At 70.8% G+C, this 15,776-nt stretch carries 16 protein-coding genes; 14 read left to right on the plus strand and 2 right to left on the minus strand.

What is annotated here, in order from left to right; genetic code table 11:
• The first annotated feature begins 40 nt into the window (after positions 1-40).
• From RAB70_RS18030 to RAB70_RS18090, 13 genes are all read left to right on the plus strand, one after another.
• Complete coding sequence (locus tag RAB70_RS18030; protein ID WP_148827575.1) at positions 41-631, plus strand: HAD family hydrolase; 591 nt, start codon at positions 41-43, stop codon at positions 629-631.
• A gap of 130 nt (positions 632-761) precedes the next feature.
• A complete protein-coding gene (rnfB, locus tag RAB70_RS18035) occupies positions 762-1,172 on the plus strand; it encodes an Rnf electron transport complex subunit RnfB (protein ID WP_017910214.1) in 411 nt (136 codons plus the stop codon).
• A 91-nt stretch (positions 1,173-1,263) separates the two neighbouring features.
• Entirely contained in the window at positions 1,264-2,052 is a 789-nt protein-coding gene (locus tag RAB70_RS18040; RefSeq protein ID WP_148827576.1) for a hypothetical protein, read from the plus strand.
• An 88-nt stretch (positions 2,053-2,140) separates the two neighbouring features.
• Complete coding sequence (locus tag RAB70_RS18045; protein ID WP_017910216.1) at positions 2,141-2,512, plus strand: hypothetical protein; 372 nt, start codon at positions 2,141-2,143, stop codon at positions 2,510-2,512.
• Between the two features lie 58 nt (positions 2,513-2,570).
• Complete coding sequence (locus RAB70_RS18050; protein WP_017917756.1) at positions 2,571-3,128, plus strand: sigma-70 family RNA polymerase sigma factor; 558 nt, start codon at positions 2,571-2,573, stop codon at positions 3,126-3,128.
• Entirely contained in the window at positions 3,125-3,913 is a 789-nt protein-coding gene (locus tag RAB70_RS18055; RefSeq protein WP_148827577.1) for an anti-sigma factor domain-containing protein, read from the plus strand. Before RAB70_RS18050 ends, RAB70_RS18055 begins: the two co-directional genes overlap by 4 nt.
• Positions 3,914-4,580: 667 nt before the next feature.
• Complete coding sequence (locus tag RAB70_RS18060) at positions 4,581-5,558, plus strand: acyl-CoA desaturase (RefSeq protein ID WP_192578893.1); 978 nt, start codon at positions 4,581-4,583, stop codon at positions 5,556-5,558.
• The gene (locus tag RAB70_RS18065; protein ID WP_148827578.1) at positions 5,555-6,808 is read left to right on the plus strand and encodes an NAD(P)/FAD-dependent oxidoreductase; all 1,254 of its coding nucleotides are present in this window, start codon (positions 5,555-5,557) and stop codon (positions 6,806-6,808) included. The genes RAB70_RS18060 and RAB70_RS18065 overlap by 4 nt, the downstream gene beginning before the upstream one ends.
• Positions 6,805-7,674, plus strand: coding sequence for a DUF1365 domain-containing protein (locus RAB70_RS18070; RefSeq protein WP_043092670.1), 870 nt, complete (start codon positions 6,805-6,807; stop codon positions 7,672-7,674). The genes RAB70_RS18065 and RAB70_RS18070 overlap by 4 nt, the downstream gene beginning before the upstream one ends.
• Entirely contained in the window at positions 7,671-8,984 is a 1,314-nt protein-coding gene (locus RAB70_RS18075; protein ID WP_148827579.1) for a cyclopropane-fatty-acyl-phospholipid synthase family protein, read from the plus strand. Before RAB70_RS18070 ends, RAB70_RS18075 begins: the two co-directional genes overlap by 4 nt.
• On the plus strand, positions 8,981-9,526 hold the full coding sequence (locus RAB70_RS18080; protein ID WP_148827580.1) for a DUF2878 domain-containing protein: 546 nt from the start codon (positions 8,981-8,983) through the stop codon (positions 9,524-9,526). The genes RAB70_RS18075 and RAB70_RS18080 overlap by 4 nt, the downstream gene beginning before the upstream one ends.
• Positions 9,523-10,305: a DUF1295 domain-containing protein gene (locus RAB70_RS18085; protein ID WP_148827581.1), complete on the plus strand. Its 783-nt coding sequence runs from the start codon at positions 9,523-9,525 to the stop codon at positions 10,303-10,305. The genes RAB70_RS18080 and RAB70_RS18085 overlap by 4 nt, the downstream gene beginning before the upstream one ends.
• A 20-nt stretch (positions 10,306-10,325) precedes the next feature.
• The gene (locus tag RAB70_RS18090) at positions 10,326-11,402 is read left to right on the plus strand and encodes a cyclopropane-fatty-acyl-phospholipid synthase family protein (protein ID WP_148827582.1); all 1,077 of its coding nucleotides are present in this window, start codon (positions 10,326-10,328) and stop codon (positions 11,400-11,402) included.
• Positions 11,403-11,614: 212 nt separating this feature from the next.
• Here the strand turns inward: RAB70_RS18090 and RAB70_RS18095 are convergent, their stop codons facing one another.
• Positions 11,615-11,959, minus strand: coding sequence for a RidA family protein (locus RAB70_RS18095; RefSeq protein WP_017910151.1), 345 nt, complete (start codon positions 11,957-11,959; stop codon positions 11,615-11,617).
• On the minus strand, positions 11,956-12,648 hold the full coding sequence (locus RAB70_RS18100) for a DUF998 domain-containing protein (RefSeq protein WP_148827583.1): 693 nt from the start codon (positions 12,646-12,648) through the stop codon (positions 11,956-11,958). Before RAB70_RS18100 ends, RAB70_RS18095 begins: the two co-directional genes overlap by 4 nt.
• Positions 12,649-13,150: 502 nt before the next feature.
• Between RAB70_RS18100 and mprF the strand changes: the two genes are divergently transcribed.
• On the plus strand, positions 13,151-15,715 hold the full coding sequence (mprF, locus tag RAB70_RS18105; protein ID WP_148827584.1) for a bifunctional lysylphosphatidylglycerol flippase/synthetase MprF: 2,565 nt from the start codon (positions 13,151-13,153) through the stop codon (positions 15,713-15,715).
• The last annotated feature ends 61 nt before the right edge of the window (positions 15,716-15,776 follow it).

Below are 15,776 nucleotides of genomic sequence, written 5' to 3' on the forward strand. Positions count from 1 at the left end.
ACCCGCTTTTACGATTCCCGTTTCCCCATTCCCCATTCCCATGGACTTGGCCCTATTCGACTTCGACCACACGGTCACCACCGCCGATACCTATTCGGGATTCCTGCGCCGTGTGGCCACGCCGGCGCAGCAGGCGCGGGCGCGCTGGGCGGTCGGGCCGTGGCTGGCCGGCTATCGGCTGGGCCTGGTGTCGGCGGCGACGTTGCGCACGCGGGTCACCCGGCTGGTGTTCGCCGGCCGCGATGCAGACGAGATCGCCCGCGAGGCCGAGCACTATGCGCAGCAGGCGCTGCCGCCGCTGCTGCGACCGGACATGATGCAGCGGATCGCCTGGCACCAGGCCCAGGGGCACACCGTGGTGCTGGTCTCCGGTTCGCTGGATCTGTATCTGCGGCCCTGGTGCACGCAACATGGGCTGGACCTGATCTGCAACCGCCTGGAAGTGCAGGATGGGCGCCTGACCGGCCGCTATCGCCACGGCGACTGCGGCCCCCGCAAGGCCGCGCTGATCCGCATGCAGTACGACCTGAACGCCTATCGGCGCATCCATGCGTACGGCGACAGTCGCGAGGATCGGCCGATGCTGGCGCTGGCGCACGAGCGCTGGTACTGCGGGCGCCGGATCGCCTGAGCCGACGACACTGCCCGATGCGGCGCCGTCGGGCGAACATGGGCACCGCGTTACACTGTGCGGGCTGACCACGCCGATGCATCTTCTTCGCTCTGTAGTCCCCGCGGCGCTGCCGCGCGCCGCCTCCGCCATGACGCCCGCCCACGCCCCCCTGCTCGAACGTCTCGATCGCCTGCTGCCGCAGACCCAATGCGGCCAGTGTGGGTTCGACGGCTGTCGTCCCTATGCCGAGGCGATGGCCGCCGGCACGGCGCAGGTGGACCGCTGCCCGCCCGGCGGCGACGCCGGCGCGCGCGCCCTGGCGCGGGTGCTCGGCGTCCCCGCCCTGCCCTACGACCGCAGCCGTGGCACCCACACGCCGCCGCAGGTGGCATGGGTGGTGGAAGCCGACTGCATCGGCTGCACCAAGTGCATCCAGGCCTGCCCGGTGGACGCCATCGTCGGCGGCGCCAAGCACATGCACACGGTGCTGGCGCCCTTGTGCACCGGCTGCGCGCTGTGCCTGCCGGCCTGTCCGGTGGACTGCATCGTCCTGCGCTGAGACAGACGCTTCAGCGCGAGCGCCACCGCCTGCGCATCCGGATCGGCGCCCGCCGCGTATGTCCTAGTGTCATCCCACCGGAGCGCCGTGCATGCCGACGTCGACCGCCGCCTTCCCGTTCACCCGACCGCACCTGCCGCTGGCCCTGGCCCTCGGCGCCGCCGCCCTGGTCGCCGCCGCGCCTGCGCGGGCGATGCTGCACTACGAGGGCATCGCCTATGCCGCCGACGGCAAACAGGTGCTGTACCGCGAAAGCCACTGGGTCCGCGAGGATGGCGCGCGCCTGGTGCTGTACCAGTGCACCGACGGCGCCGCGTTCGCGCGCAAGCGCGTGGACGACGGCAGCGCCGCGCCGGACTTCGAACTGGTCGATGCGCGCAGCGGCTACCGCGAGGGTGTGCGCCGCAGCGGCAGCGGGCGCGAGATGTTCAGTCAGGCCAAGGGTCAGGCCGAACGCCGCGCGCCGTTGCCCAAGAGCACCGAGGCGCAGGTGATCGACGCGGGTTTCGACGCCTACCTGCGCCAGCGCTGGGACAGCCTGGGCAGCGGCGGACCGCAGCGCATCGCCTTCGTGCTGCCCAGCGAACTGCGCACGCTCGACTTCCGCATCGCTCCCGGCCCGGCCGACGCCGAAGTGCAGCGCTACACCCTGAGCCTGGCCGCCTGGTACGGCACGCTGCTGCCCGACCTCAGCGTCGCCTACACGCGCAAGGACCGGCGCCTGCTCGAATTCCGCGGCGTCGGCAACATCCGCGACGCGCGCGGCCGCTACCCGAGCGTGCGCATCGAATTTCCCGAACGCCTGCGCGGCCAGGCCGACGATGGCGCCTGGCAGCAGGCGCTGCAGCAACCCCTGGTCGCGCAATGCAGCGCGCGCTGAGCCGCGCCGTCAGCGCATTCACGCCGGCCCGCGCCGCACCCGCTACAACCATGCCTGCGCATCGCCCGCGCATCGACGAGGACACCTCATGGCCAAGGCCTACCTGTGGTTCAACGCCGCGCTGTACGCGCTTCTGGCCGTCTGGTGCACGCTGCTGCCGGCGCAGACCGCCGCAGCGGTGGGCTATGTCGGCCTGGACCGCTCCGGCCAGTCCGAATACCTGGTCATCTACGGCGGCCTGCAATTGGGCATGGCCTTCCTGTTCGGCTACTTCGCCCGCACCGGGCAGTTGCGCACCGGCCTGCTCCTGGCACTGGCGTTCTACGTGCCCATCGTGCTCTACCGCAGCGCCAGCCTGCTGCGGCTGTGGCCGGTCGGCCCGACCACGACCGGCCTGGCCGCGTTCGAGATCGTCCTGCTGCTCACCGCGTGCGTATTGTGGCGGCGCCAGCGCGCCTGAGCGACGGGCGCGGCGAAAGCCTGTAGCATCGCGCCGACCTTCGCCACCGTCTCCCGGCATGACCGAGTCGCCCGATCACGACGAAGCAGGACAATTGCTGGTGGCCACCGCCACCGGCGACAGCGCCGCATTCGAACGCCTGTACCGCACCACCTCCTCGCGCCTGTTCGGCGTGTGCCTGCGCATCGTGCCGCAGCGCGGCGAAGCCGAGGACGTGCTGCAGGAAGTGTTCTCCTCGGTCTGGCGCAAGGCGGCGCAGTTCGACCCGCAGCGCGCGCGCGGCCTGACCTGGCTGACCATGATCGCCCGCAACAAGGCCATCGACCATTTGCGCGCACGCGCACCTGCGCGGCAGTCGGTGGCGCTGGACGACGCCGGTGAACTGCAGGACGAAGGCCGCGATCCGCTCGCCGACACCGAGTGGCGGGTGGCGGGTCGGCGCCTGGACGTGTGCATGGGCGAACTGGAGCCGCCGCGCGGCGACTTGATCCGCACCGCGTTCTTCGAAGGCATCACCTACGAAGAACTGGCCCAGCGCAGCGGCACGCCGTTGGGCACGGTCAAGAGCTGGATCCGCCGCGGCCTGGCCAAACTGAAAGCGTGCCTGGAACGATGAACGCCTCCGTGCCCGATCCACAGGAAACCCCGCCGCCGCGCGACGTGCTGGCCGGCGAGTACGTGCTCGGCGTGCTCGACGCGCAGGAGCGCCGCGCCGCCGAAGCACGCATCGACAGCGACCGCGAATTCGCCGCGGCCGTGCTGCAATGGCAGCAGCACCTGATGCCGCTGGCCGACGAGATCGCCCCGGTGGCGGTGCCCGAGCGCGTGTGGGTGCGCATCCGCGCCTCGCTGGGCCTGGATGCGCCGGGGCCGCGCCCGCGCCCCGCCGCACCCGGGTTCTGGGACAGCGTGCGGACCTGGCGCTGGCTCAGCGCCGGCGGCTTCGCCACCGCCACGGCCTGCCTGCTGGCGCTGCTGCTGGCGCGTGCGCCGGTGCCGCCGCCGTCCGCGCAGCCGCCACCGGTCGCCACCACCACGCCCAAGCCCAGCGGCATCGCGATGACCTCCACGCTGATGCAGGACGACGGCAAGCCCGGCTACGTGGCGCTGATGGACGCCGACAAGCGCAGCATCACCCTCACCCCGCTGGCCGGCGCCCGCGACGCCGGCCGCGTGCCGGAACTGTGGCTGATCCCAGCCGACGGCAAGGCGCGCTCGATGGGCGTGTTCGACGAAGCCAAGGCGCGCGTGGCGCGCATTCCCGATGCGCTGATGCCCATGCTCAGCGACGGCGCGGTGCTGGCGGTGACCATGGAACCGCCCGGCGGCGCGCCCGGCGGCGTCGCCACCGGTCCGGTCGTGGCCAAGGGTGGCATCAGCACGCTGCAGCTGGCGCCGTAGACAACCCTTCTCCCATCGGGACCATGGATCCCCTTCTCCCGTCGGGAGAAGGTGCCCCGAAGGGGCGGATGAGGGTACGGGCGAAGCCTCGTACAGCGTCCGCTAGCGCAAGTTGGATACGCGAAGGCGTCGCTCCGCACCCTCACCCCAACCCCTCTCCCGCCGGGAGAGGGGCAATAACGCCTTAGCACGCCGCAGCTGGCGCCGTAGACAACCCCTTCTCCCACCGAGACCATGGATCCCCTTCTCCCGTCGGGAGAAGGTGCCCCGAAGGGGCGGATGAGGGTCCGGGCGAAGCCTCGTGGACCTGATTCCGCGAGGCGCTTCGCTCCGTACCCTCACCCCAACCCCTCTCCCGATGGGAGAGGGGCAGTGCACCACGCACCTTGTACGCGCCGCGGAGAGATCGGGCCGCGGTCAGGCTATGCCGCTCTCGTCTACAAGAACCGGGCGCGCATTCACCCGCCCACCACTCGTGCGCAGGCAACATCCCCGCCGCCATCGCGCATCCGCACGACAGCCAGATCTTCCGATTCGTGCGACGCCTGCGCTGCGCCGTCGTGGCCGCCATGCCGCGCCCGCAGCCGTGCAGGGGAAATGCGACGCGGGTGCATCCGTCTTCCGGTTTCGCCCGTATCGCTCCCAAGTCCCCCAATGAGACGCGCTTGTGCCGAGTCCCGTTCCGGAACCCAGCCCTTCCACAACGCCACCTGCACCGCGTGGCCGCATCCTGCGCACCTTGCGGCGGTGGTTCGACACCAGTGCCGAGATCGAGCTGGATCCGGCGCGTGCCGACCGCATCGACTGGCTGCGTGCCGCGCCCTACATCGGCCTGCACCTGGCGTGCCTGGGCGTGTTCTGGGTCGGCGTGTCGTGGTTCGCCGTCGGCATGGCCGTGGCGATGTACGCCGTGCGCATGTTCGCGCTCACCGGCTTCTACCACCGCTATTTCGCGCACCGCGCGTTCAAGACCTCGCGCCCGGTGCAGTTCCTGTTCGCCGCGATCGGCGCCACCTGCGTGCAGCGCGGGCCGCTGTGGTGGGCCGCCCACCACCGCAACCATCATCGCCATACCGATACCCCGGCCGATCCGCATTCGCCGCGCCAGCACGGCTTCTGGTGGAGCCACAGCGGCTGGTTCCTGACTCCGCGCGGCTTCCGCACCGACTGGGAGGCGATCCCGGACCTGCGCCGCTTCCCCGAACTGCGCTTCCTCGACCGCTTCGACCTGCTGCTGCCGGTGCTGCTGGCGCTGGCGCTGTTCCTGCTCGGCGGGTGGCTGCAGCGGCACGTGCCGCAGCTCGGCACCGACGGCCCGCAGTTGCTGGTGTGGGGTTTCTTCGTCTCCACCGTGGCGCTGTTCCATGCCACCTTCACCATCAACTCGCTGGCGCACCGCTTCGGCAGCCGCCGCTTCGACACCCGCGACGACAGCCGCAACAACCTGTGGCTGGCGCTGCTGACCTTCGGCGAAGGCTGGCACAACAACCACCATTTCTTCCCCGGCGCCGCGCGCCAGGGCTTCCGCTGGTGGGAGCTGGACCTGACCTGGTACGGCCTGAAGGCGCTGTCGTGGACCCGCGTGATCCGCGAGCTCAAGCCGGTGCCGGCCGGGCTGGTGCGCGCACAGGCGCGTGCCCGATGAGCCGGATCGCGGTGGTGGGCTCGGGGATCGCCGGCCTCGGCGCGGCGTGGCTGCTGTCGCAGCGCCACGAGGTGACGCTGTACGAGGCGGCCGACTATCTCGGCGGCCATACCCATACCCATGCGATCGAACTGGACGGCGCGGAGTACGCGGTGGACAGCGGCTTCATCGTGTTCAATCCGGAGCACTACCCGCTGCTGAGCGCGTTGTTCGCGCGGCTGGGAGTCGAGTCGCAGCCGACCACGATGAGTTTCTCGGTACACGAGGAGCGCACCGGGCTGGAGTACAACGCCGGCACGCTCGATGGGCTGTTCTGTCAGCGCCGCAATCTGCTGTCGCCGCGCTTCTGGCGCATGCTGCGCGATCTGCGGCGGTTCTACCGTGAGGCGCCGCAGGTGCTGCACGACGCCACGCTGGCGCAGCTCACCCTCGGCGACTTCCTGCAGCGCCACCGGTACTCCGAGGTCTTTCGCGACGCGCACCTGGTGCCGATGGCCTCGGCGCTGTGGTCCTCGCCGTCGCGGCAGATCCTCGATTTCCCGATGCGCCAGCTGATCGGCTTCATGGCCAATCACCACATGCTGCAGGTCAGCGGCCGCCCGCAGTGGCGGGTGGTGCGCGGCGGCTCCAACAGCTACGTGCGTGCGCTGCGCAGCCGCTGGCGCGTGCGCGAGCGGCTGGGCACGCCGGTGCGCGCGCTGCAGCGCACGGCCCACGGCAGCGTCGCGATCGCCTGCGATGCCGACACCCAGCAATACGACCACGCAGTATTGGCCTGCCACGCCGACGACGCGCTGCGCCTGCTGACCGACCCCAGCGACGCGGAAACCGCGATCCTCGGCGCGATCGGCTACCAGGACAACGAGACCGTGCTGCACACCGATGCGCGCGTGCTGCCGCGCGACCGCCGCGCCTGGGCCGCCTGGAACGCGCATGTACCGGCGGATCCGGACGCGCCGTGCACGGTCAGCTACTGGATGAACGCGCTGCAGTCGCTGCAGGCGCCGCAGCCGTTCATCGTCAGCCTCAACCGCACGGATGCGATCGATCCGGCCAAGGTGCTGCGACGCATGCGCTACCGGCATCCGCTGCAGACCCAGGCGTCGGTGGCGGCGCAGGCGCGCAAGGGCGAGATCCAGGGCCAGCGCAATACCTGGTTCGCCGGCGCCGGCTGGGGCTTCGGCTTCCACGAGGACGGCCTGCGCAGCGCGGTCGACGTCGCCGCCGCGCTGGGGGTACCCTGGTCATGACGCTGATGCGCCGTGCTGCCGTGCCCGCCCCGCCGACTGGCGCCGTCTCGACAACGTCGGCGGCGGCGGGCACGACCCTGCATGGCCTGCACAGCGCGGTATACACCGGCTGGGTGCGGCATCGCCGTTACGCGCCGAAAGCGCTGGCGTTCCGCTATCCGCTGTTCCTGCTGTACCTGGACCTGGACGAACTGGAGCAGGTATTCGCGCGGCGCTGGCTATGGTCGGTGAACCGGCGCAACCTGGCCGAGTTCCGCCGCAGCGACTACCTGGGCGACCCCGCGCAACCGCTGGACGAAGCGGTACGCGACCGCGTGCAGCAGCACACCGGCGAGCGTCCGCTGGGCCCGGTGCGCATGCTCACCCACCTGCGCTACTTCGGCCACTGCTTCAATCCGGTCACGTTCTACTACTGCCACGACGCGCAGCAGCGCCTGCACAGCATCGTCGCCGAGATCACCAACACGCCGTGGCGGCAGCGCCACGCCTACGTGCTGCCGATGGCCGAGGCGCGCAGTCACGGCGTCACGCACGCCTGGCGCTTCGCCAAGCGCTTCCACGTCTCGCCGTTCATGGCGATGGCGCACACCTATGCTTGGCGCTTCAGCGAACCCGGCGCGCAACTGCGCGTGCACATGGACGTGCTCGATCCCACGCCGGCGGCGACGCGGCGACGCTTCGACGCCACCCTGGTGCTCGAGCGCCGCGCGCTCGACGGTGCCAGCCTGGCGCAGGCACTGCTGCGCTATCCGGCGATGACCCTGCAGGTCATGGCCAAGATCCACTGGCAGGCGCTGCGGCTGTGGCTGCGCGGCAACCCGGTGCACGACCACCCCGACCACTCCCTTCCGCGAGAACGCCGATGAACGCTCCGCACGCGCCCTCTTCCGCCGCCGCGCTGGCCCCTGCCGCACCGCCGCTGCGCGGGCTCGACCGCCTGCTGCGGCAACGCCTGCTCGCCACGCTGGATGGCCTGCGCGAGGGCCAGTTGCGCATCGAGGAAGCCGGCACGCTGACCACGCTGGGCGATTCCACCGCGGGCGCCGACACGCTGCAGGCGCATCTGCGCATCCATGACCCGCGCTTCTACCGCCAGGCCGCGCTCAACGGCAGCGTCGGCGTCGGCGAGGCGTACATGGACGGGCTGTGGGATTGCGACGACCTGGTCGCACTGGTGCGCCTGCTGGTGCGCAATCGCGACCGCCTGGATGCGATGGAGACCGGCCTGGCCCGGCTCGGCGGCCTGGCGATGCGCGGCCTGCACGCGTTCGCGCGCAATACCCGCGCCGGCAGCCGCCGCAACATCGCCGCGCACTACGACCTGGGCAATCCGTTGTTCGAGCTGTTCCTGGATCGCAACCTGATGTACTCCTCGGCGATCTTCCGCGACGCCGACGCCGCCTTGGGCGAAGCCGCGCTGGAACGCGCCGCCGAACGCAAGCTGCAGCGCATCTGCGCCAAGCTCGATCTGCAGCCGCACCATCACCTGGTCGAGATCGGCACCGGCTGGGGCGGCTTCGCGCTGCATGCGGCCAAGCACCACGGCTGCCGCGTCACCACCACCACCATCTCGCGCGAGCAGTACGAACTGGCGCGGCAGCGCATCGCGGCCGCCGGGCTGTCGGACCGGGTCGAGGTGTTGCTGCGCGACTATCGCGATCTCGACGGTCGCTACGATCGCCTGGTCTCGATCGAGATGATCGAGGCGATCGGCCATCAATACCTGGATACCTACTTCGGCAAGGTCGGCAGCCTGCTCAAGGACGACGGCCAGGCGCTGATCCAGGCCATCACCATCGAGGACCACCGCTACGCGCAGGCGCTGAAGTCGGTGGACTTCATCAAGCGCCATATCTTCCCGGGCAGCTTCATCCCCTCGGTGGCGGCGATGACCGGTGCGATCGGCCGCGCCAGCGACCTGCGTCTGTTCAACCTGGAAGACATCGGCCCCAGCTACGCGCTGACCCTGCGCGCCTGGCGCGAGCGCTTCATGGCCAGGCTGCCGCAGGTGCGCGCGCTCGGCTACGACGAACGCTTCATCCGCATGTGGGAGTTCTATCTGGCCTACTGCGAAGGCGGTTTCCTGGAGCGCTCGATCGGCGACGTGCACCTGTGGCTGAGCAAGCCGCGCGCACGGCCGGCGCAGTTCGCGCCGGTGCTGGCGGGCGACGCATGAGCAACCTGATCAACTACCTCGCCCTGCAGGGGCTGTGGCTGGCCGCCGTCGTCGGCGCCGCGCACGGCTTGGCCTGGTCCGGCCCGGCGGCGCTGGCGCTGTTCGCGCTGTACCAGTTGCAGTCGCGCCGCCGCGCGCGTGGCGACGCCGCGCTGATCGCCCTGGCGTTGCCGCTGGGTGCCGGTGTCGATGCGGCCATGCGCGCCGGCGACTGGGTGCGCTACGCCGCCGCGCCGCCGGCGCCGTGGCCGCCGCTGTGGATCCTGGCGCTGTGGGCCGGCTTCGCGCTGACCTTCCAGCACTCGCTGGCCTGGGTGATGCGCCATCCCTGGCGCGCGGCGCTGTTCGGCGCCATTGGCGGCCCGCTGGGCTATGTGCTGGCCGCGCGCGGCTGGCAGGCGGTGACGCTGGTGGCGCCCAAGTCGCAGGCGCTGCTGGCGCTGGCTGTGGGCTGGGCCGCGGCGCTGACCTTGCTGAGCCTGGCGACGCGCCGCCTGATGGTCGCCACGCCGGCGCTGCCGGCCACCGGAGCCGTGCGATGAACGCCTGGCCGCTGCTGCATGTGGGCGTGTTCACCGTGCTGGTCATGCTCGCCGGCTGGGCCTGGCAGCGGCGCACCCGCAATGCCGGCGTGGTCGATGTGCTGTGGTCGGCCTGCATGGCGCTGACCGCGGTGTACTGCGCCTGGCGCGCCGATGGCGCGCTGCTGCCGCGGGTGCTGACCGCGGTGCTGGGTGGGCTGTGGGGCGCGCGCCTGGCCTGGCATCTGGGCATACGCGTGTTCGGCGATGCGCACGAAGACGGCCGCTATCGTGCCCTGCGTGAGCACTGGCACGGCGACCAGCGCAAGTTCCTGGCGTTCTTCCTCGGCCAGGCGCTGGTGGTGCTGGCGTTCGCGGTGCCGCTGTCGGTGGCCGCGCACAATCCGCAGCCGCAGTGGAGCGTGTGGACCACGTTGGCGGTCGCGACCTGGCTGATCGCGGTCGGCGGGGAAAGCCTGGCCGACCGGCAACTGGCCGCGTTCCGCACCGACCCGGCGAACAAGGGCAAGACCTGCCGCCAAGGCCTGTGGCGCTATTCGCGGCATCCGAACTACTTCTTCGAATTCGTGCACTGGTTCGCCTACGTGTTCCTGGCAGTGGGCAGCGGCGCGCTGTGGGTCGGCGTGGCCGCGCTGGGCCCGTTGCTGATGTTCGCCTTCCTCTATCGCGTCACCGGCATTCCCTATACCGAACAACAAGCGCTGCGCTCGCGCGGCCGCGATTACGCCGACTACCAGCGCAGCACCAGCGCCTTCTTCCCCATGCCGCCGCGGCATTGAGCCGCGCGAGGAGATCCGCCATGTCCAGTACCTTCGCCACCTCTTCCCCGCCTGCCGCGCCGGCCGAGCCGCTGGCCACGCGCATGGCCGAATCCGGCCTATTGCCCGACGCCATGCTGCGCGCGGCGATGCGCCGGTTGTGCGCGCAGCGCTTGCGCGACGAGCGCGCCGGCGGCGCCGACGCGGCCTGGGAGCGCCAGCGCCTGCTGATCGAATCGCTGCGCGAGAGCGCCATCGCGATCGAGACCGACGCAGCCAACCGCCAGCATTACGAAGTGCCGCCGCGCTTCTTCGAGCTGTGCCTGGGCAAGCGCCTGAAGTACAGCAGCTGCTACTGGGATGCGACCACGCCCGACCTGGACGCGGCCGAAGAACGCATGCTGCAGCTGTACGCCGAACGCGCACAGTTGCGCGACCGCCAGCGCATCCTCGAACTGGGCTGCGGCTGGGGCTCGCTGACGCTGTGGATGGCCGAGCAGTTCCCCGGCGCACGCATCACCGCGGTCTCCAACTCGCGGCCGCAGCGCGAGCACATCGAAGCGCAATGCCGCGCGCGCGGACTGGGCAACGTCAAGGTGATCACCCACGACGCCAACACCCTGACCCTGCCGACCGAAAGCTACGACCGTGTGGTCTCGATCGAGATGTTCGAGCACATGCGCAACTACCGCGAACTGCTCAAGCGGGTCAGCCACTGGCTGGTGCCGGGCGGCCGGCTGTTCGTGCACATCTTTTGCCATCGCGACTTGGCCTACCCGTTCGAGGTGCAGGGCGAGGACAACTGGATGGGCCGGCACTTCTTCACCGGCGGCCTGATGCCGGCGGCCGACACCCTGCTGCAGTTCCAGGACGACCTGGCGATCGAACGCCGCTGGCTTCTGTCCGGCCAGCATTACGAGAAGACCGCCAACGCCTGGCTGCACAACCAGGACCGCCACCGCGACACGCTGATGCCGGTGCTGCAGGCCACCTACGGCGCCGACGCCAAGATCTGGTGGCAACGCTGGCGCATGTTCTGGATGGCCTGCGCGGAACTGTTCGGCTACGAACAGGGCCAGCAGTGGGGCGTGGCGCATTACCGGTTCGTCAGGCGCTGAGGGGCTGGGATGCCGGGAATGGAGAATGGGGAAACGGGAATGGGCGTCCCGCGAGTGCCCGGGTTACCTGCGTACCCAAGGAACTTCCGGTCAACCGCGACGGGCTTTACCGGCGACGCCTGTCGCGGCTAAAGCCACTGCTTCACGCGGTCGCTCAGGCGACGCACTGCCGGCTTTCCCATTCCCGATTCCCGACTCCCCATTCCCGGCTTTCACGCCGCCGCGGTAATGACGATCTCGATCTTCCAGGCCGGGTCGGCCAGCTTGGCCTGCACGGTGGCGCGGGCCGGGGTGTTGCCCGGGCTAACCCATTCCTCCCAGACCTTGTTCATTTCGGCGAACTCGGCCAGGTCGGTCATGAAGATCTCCGCGCGCAGGATCCGGCTCTTGTCGGTGGCGGCGAGCGCCAGCAACCGGTCGATCGCGGCCAGCACCTGGCGGGTCTGGCCGGCGATGTCTTCGCTGGTATCGTCCGCGATCTGCCCGGCCAGATAGGCCACGCCGTTGTACACGGTCATCTCCGACATCCGCGGGCCGGTATCGAAACGCTGGATCATGATGCGCTGTCCTGTAGTGGGAAGACCACGCCATTGTCGCGCGATTGCGCCGCGGCTGCAGGCACCGGCCGCCACACGCGATACGCCACCGGCAGCAGCCAGGCCAGGATCAGCACGATCGGCAGTTTCTGGGTCAGCCCGCGCGGCGGCGCGCGCCACAGCACATGCACCCACAGGGCCACGAACGCCAGCACCGCCAGCAGCAACAGCGGCCCGGCGCGGCCCCGCCACGCCGCCTGCCCGCGCAGCCACGCGCTCTGCAGCAGCATCGCCGTGGTCACGCACAGGAACGCGGTCTGCGCGGAGAGCCCGTGCACCAGCGGCGCCAGCAGCGGTGCGCGCTGCGGCAGATAGCTGTCGCCGATCGCCACGCCGCACAGGCCGAGCGCGGCGCAGCCGAACAGCAATACAGGCGCACCGCTGCGCGCGCGTGGCGGCGCCTGCGCATACAGCCCGGCCGCCAGCGCCACCACGCCGATGGCCAGCAGGACGTAGACGGTGCGCAGCAGCAGGCCGCCGGGCCCATGCAGGTACTGGCTGAGCGTGGCCTGCTGCCAGTGCAGATCGGCGCGCACGACCTGCAACGCCATGGCCACGCCGAGGAACAGCAGCGCCAGCAGCAGCGCTGCGGCGCCGGCCAGGCGCGTCCAGCGCGGCGGCGTGGGAAAGGGAGATGCGGACAAGGGCATCGACAGGCTCCGGAACCGACACAGACCGTCGCCACATGCGCCGGCCACGGCCCCTGCCGCGGTCCAGACGCCGTGGCGACGTGCGATTCCACTATCATGCGCGTCGCCGGCACGGCCGGTATAGCCTGGAGCGTGGGATGCACGGCAAGAGGAGCGGTACGGCTGACAGGGGTGCGATGTGCGCGCTGCGGGGTGCGGCCCGGGAGGGCGCCAAGCGCACCGGTACCGGACTCGCCTTCGCGCCGCCGACCGCGACCGCTGTCGGGACCTGACGCGTGGCATCCCACCAGGGTGATGCGCGGCAGGCCGGTGCAACCCGGCTTGCCCCGACACCCCACCCACCGCGACGCAGCCACTTGGTCGCAGCCCTCTCAATGTTCGTCACACGCTTTCATCCAACCGGTATCGCGATGGCCCGTCTTCGTTTCACCCGCACTTCCGCTCCGGCCGCGTCGCGCACCGCGCAACGTGCGCCGTCGCGCCTCGCCGCCGTCCGTCCGCAATGACCGACGCCGCGCCCTCTACTGCCGCACCCACGCCCGGCTGGCGCCGTGCGCTGCCGGTGCTGGCCAGCCTGGCGATCCTGGCCCTGGCGCTGCACGCGCTGGCCACGGAGTTCAGCACCCACGGCTACAGTGCGATCCGTCACGCCTTCAACCAGCTGAGCCTCAGCCAGATCGTGCTGACCCTGCTGCTGGGCCTGAGCAGCTACGCCTGCCTGATCGGCTTCGATGCCGTCGGCCTGCGCCGCAGCGGGCGCAAGCTGCACCCGATGCGGATCAGCATCACCGCGTTCCTGGCGCATGCGGTCGGGCAGACCCTGGGCTTCGCCGCATTGACCGGCGGCGCGGTGCGCCTGCGCGGTTACGGCCGGGTCGGGCTGAGCCTGGCCGAGATCGGCCAGGTGGTGCTGATGAGCACGCTCGGCTTCGTGTTCGGCGCGTGGCTGCTGCTGGCGCTGGCCCTGACCATGGAACCGGCCGCGGCGGCGCTGGCGCTGCCGGTCGGCGCGACTGCGGTGCGCGCGATCGGCATCGCGTTGCTGGTCGGCTTCGCCACGATGCTGCTGCTGGCCGGCCGCGACGGCCGCACCCTGCGCTGGCGCAGCCACGAACTGTGGCTGCCGGACCGGCGCACCACCCTGGGCGTGACCGCGCTGAGCGTGGTCGAACTGGGGCTGGCCAGTGCCGCGTTCTACGTGCTGCTGCCCAACGAATCGGGCATCGAGTACATCGGCTTCGTCGGCCTGTACCTGGTCGCGGTGGTGGCGGGCCTGGTCTCGACCGTGCCGGCCGGCCTGGGCGTGTTCGAGTGGAGCCTGCTCAAGCTGCTGCCCGGCGTGGCGCCGGCGGCGGTGCTGGCGGCGGCGCTGATCTACCGCATCACCTACTACGTGGTGCCGCTGCTGCTGTCGGTGCTGATGGCGTCGCTGTCCGGCCTGCGCCGGCCGCTGGCCGCCAGTGCCGGCGGCGTGCGCGTGGCCTGGCGCACGCTGCGCCCGTGGCTGCCGCAGATCATCGCCCTGGCGGTGTTCGCGGTCGGCGCGGCGCTGGTCATCGACGGCACCCTGCCCACGCCCAAGCGCCGCCAGGACATGGCGCCGCTGTCGATCATGGAAACCTCGCACCTGCTGGCCAGCCTCGGCGGCGTGGTGCTGCTGCTGATCGGCCAGGGCCTGCAGCGGCGCAGCCATGCCGCCTGGGTGCTGGCGATCGGCATCTGCGTGCTGCTGCCGCTGCCGGCCTGGCTGCGCGGCGGCCACGTCTCGGTGGCGCTGTCCTCGCTGGTGGTGGCGGTCGGCCTGTGGGGCGCGCGCCGCGAGTTCTACCGCGAGGGCGCGCTGCTCGACGAGGCCTGGTCGTGGCCGTGGCTGCGCAACCTCGGCCTGGTGCTGATCGCCACGATCTGGCTGCTGTTCTTCGTCTACAGCCACGTCGAATACCAGAACGAGCTGTGGTGGGAATTCGCCACCTCGGCCAACGCGCCGCGTGCGCTGCGCGCGGTGCTGCTGGTCAGCGTGGCGGTGGTGGTATTCGGGCTGGCGCGGCTGCTGCACAGCACGCGCTCGCCATTGCCGCCGGCCGATGGCGCGCAACTGGACGCGTTGGCGCCGGTGCTGGCCGAGGCCACCGACACCCAGGCCTGCCTGGTGCTGACCGGCGACAAGGCGCTGCTGCAGGCCGAGGACGGCCCCGGCTTCGTGATGATGCAGCGCTACGGCGGCTCGCTGGTGGCGATGGGCGACCCGGTCGGCGCGCCGGAAGTGGCCCGCGCGCTGATCTGGCGCTTCCGCGAGGAAGCCGACCGCATGGGCCTGCGCCCGGTGTTCTACCAGGTCGGCGAGCAGCACTGGCAGACCTACCTGGACCTGGGCCTGACCCTGGTCAAGCTCGGCGAGGAAGCGATGGTGTCGCTGGAGGGCTTCCACCTGGAAGGCCGCGACCGCGCCGACCTGCGCCAGGCCTGGAACCGCGGCAAGCGCAGCGGGCTGAGCTTCCGCATCGTCGAGACCGACGCGGTGGACGCGCTGATGCCGGTGCTGGCCGAGGTCTCGCAGCAGTGGCTGGAAGACAAGGCCGGTGCCGAGAAGGGCTTCTCGCTGGGCAGCTTCGACCCGGCCTACCTGCGCCGCTTCCCGATCGCGGTGGTGGAGTTCGAGGGCAAGGTCGTGGCCTTCGCCAACCTGTGGCAGGCCCCGGCCGGTCACGAGCTGTCGGTGGACCTGATGCGGCACATCGCCGATGCGCCGAAGGGCACGATGGACTTCCTGTTCATCGAGCTGTTCCTGTGGGGCCGCGACCAGGGCTACAAGCGCTTCTCGCTGGGCATGGCGCCGCTGTCGGGCTTGGCCCAGCACCGCCTGGCCGGCCGCTGGAACCGCTTCGGCAACCTGATCGTGCGCCACGGCGAACGCTTCTACGGCTTCACCGGCCTGCGCCGCTTCAAGTCCAAGTTCGCCCCCGCCTGGCGCACCCGCTACCTCGCCGCCCCCGGCGGCATGCACCTGCCCGCCGCCCTGCTGGACGTGACCCGACTGATCTCGCTGGATCCGCGCAAGCCGGAGTGAGGCCGGGATTGGGGAGTCGGGATTGGGGATTGGCCTGGTCGCCTCGTTGCTGGGGCATTGC

It is taken from the genome of Xanthomonas sontii, assembly GCF_040529055.1.
GTDB lineage: Bacteria > Pseudomonadota > Gammaproteobacteria > Xanthomonadales > Xanthomonadaceae > Xanthomonas_A > Xanthomonas_A sontii.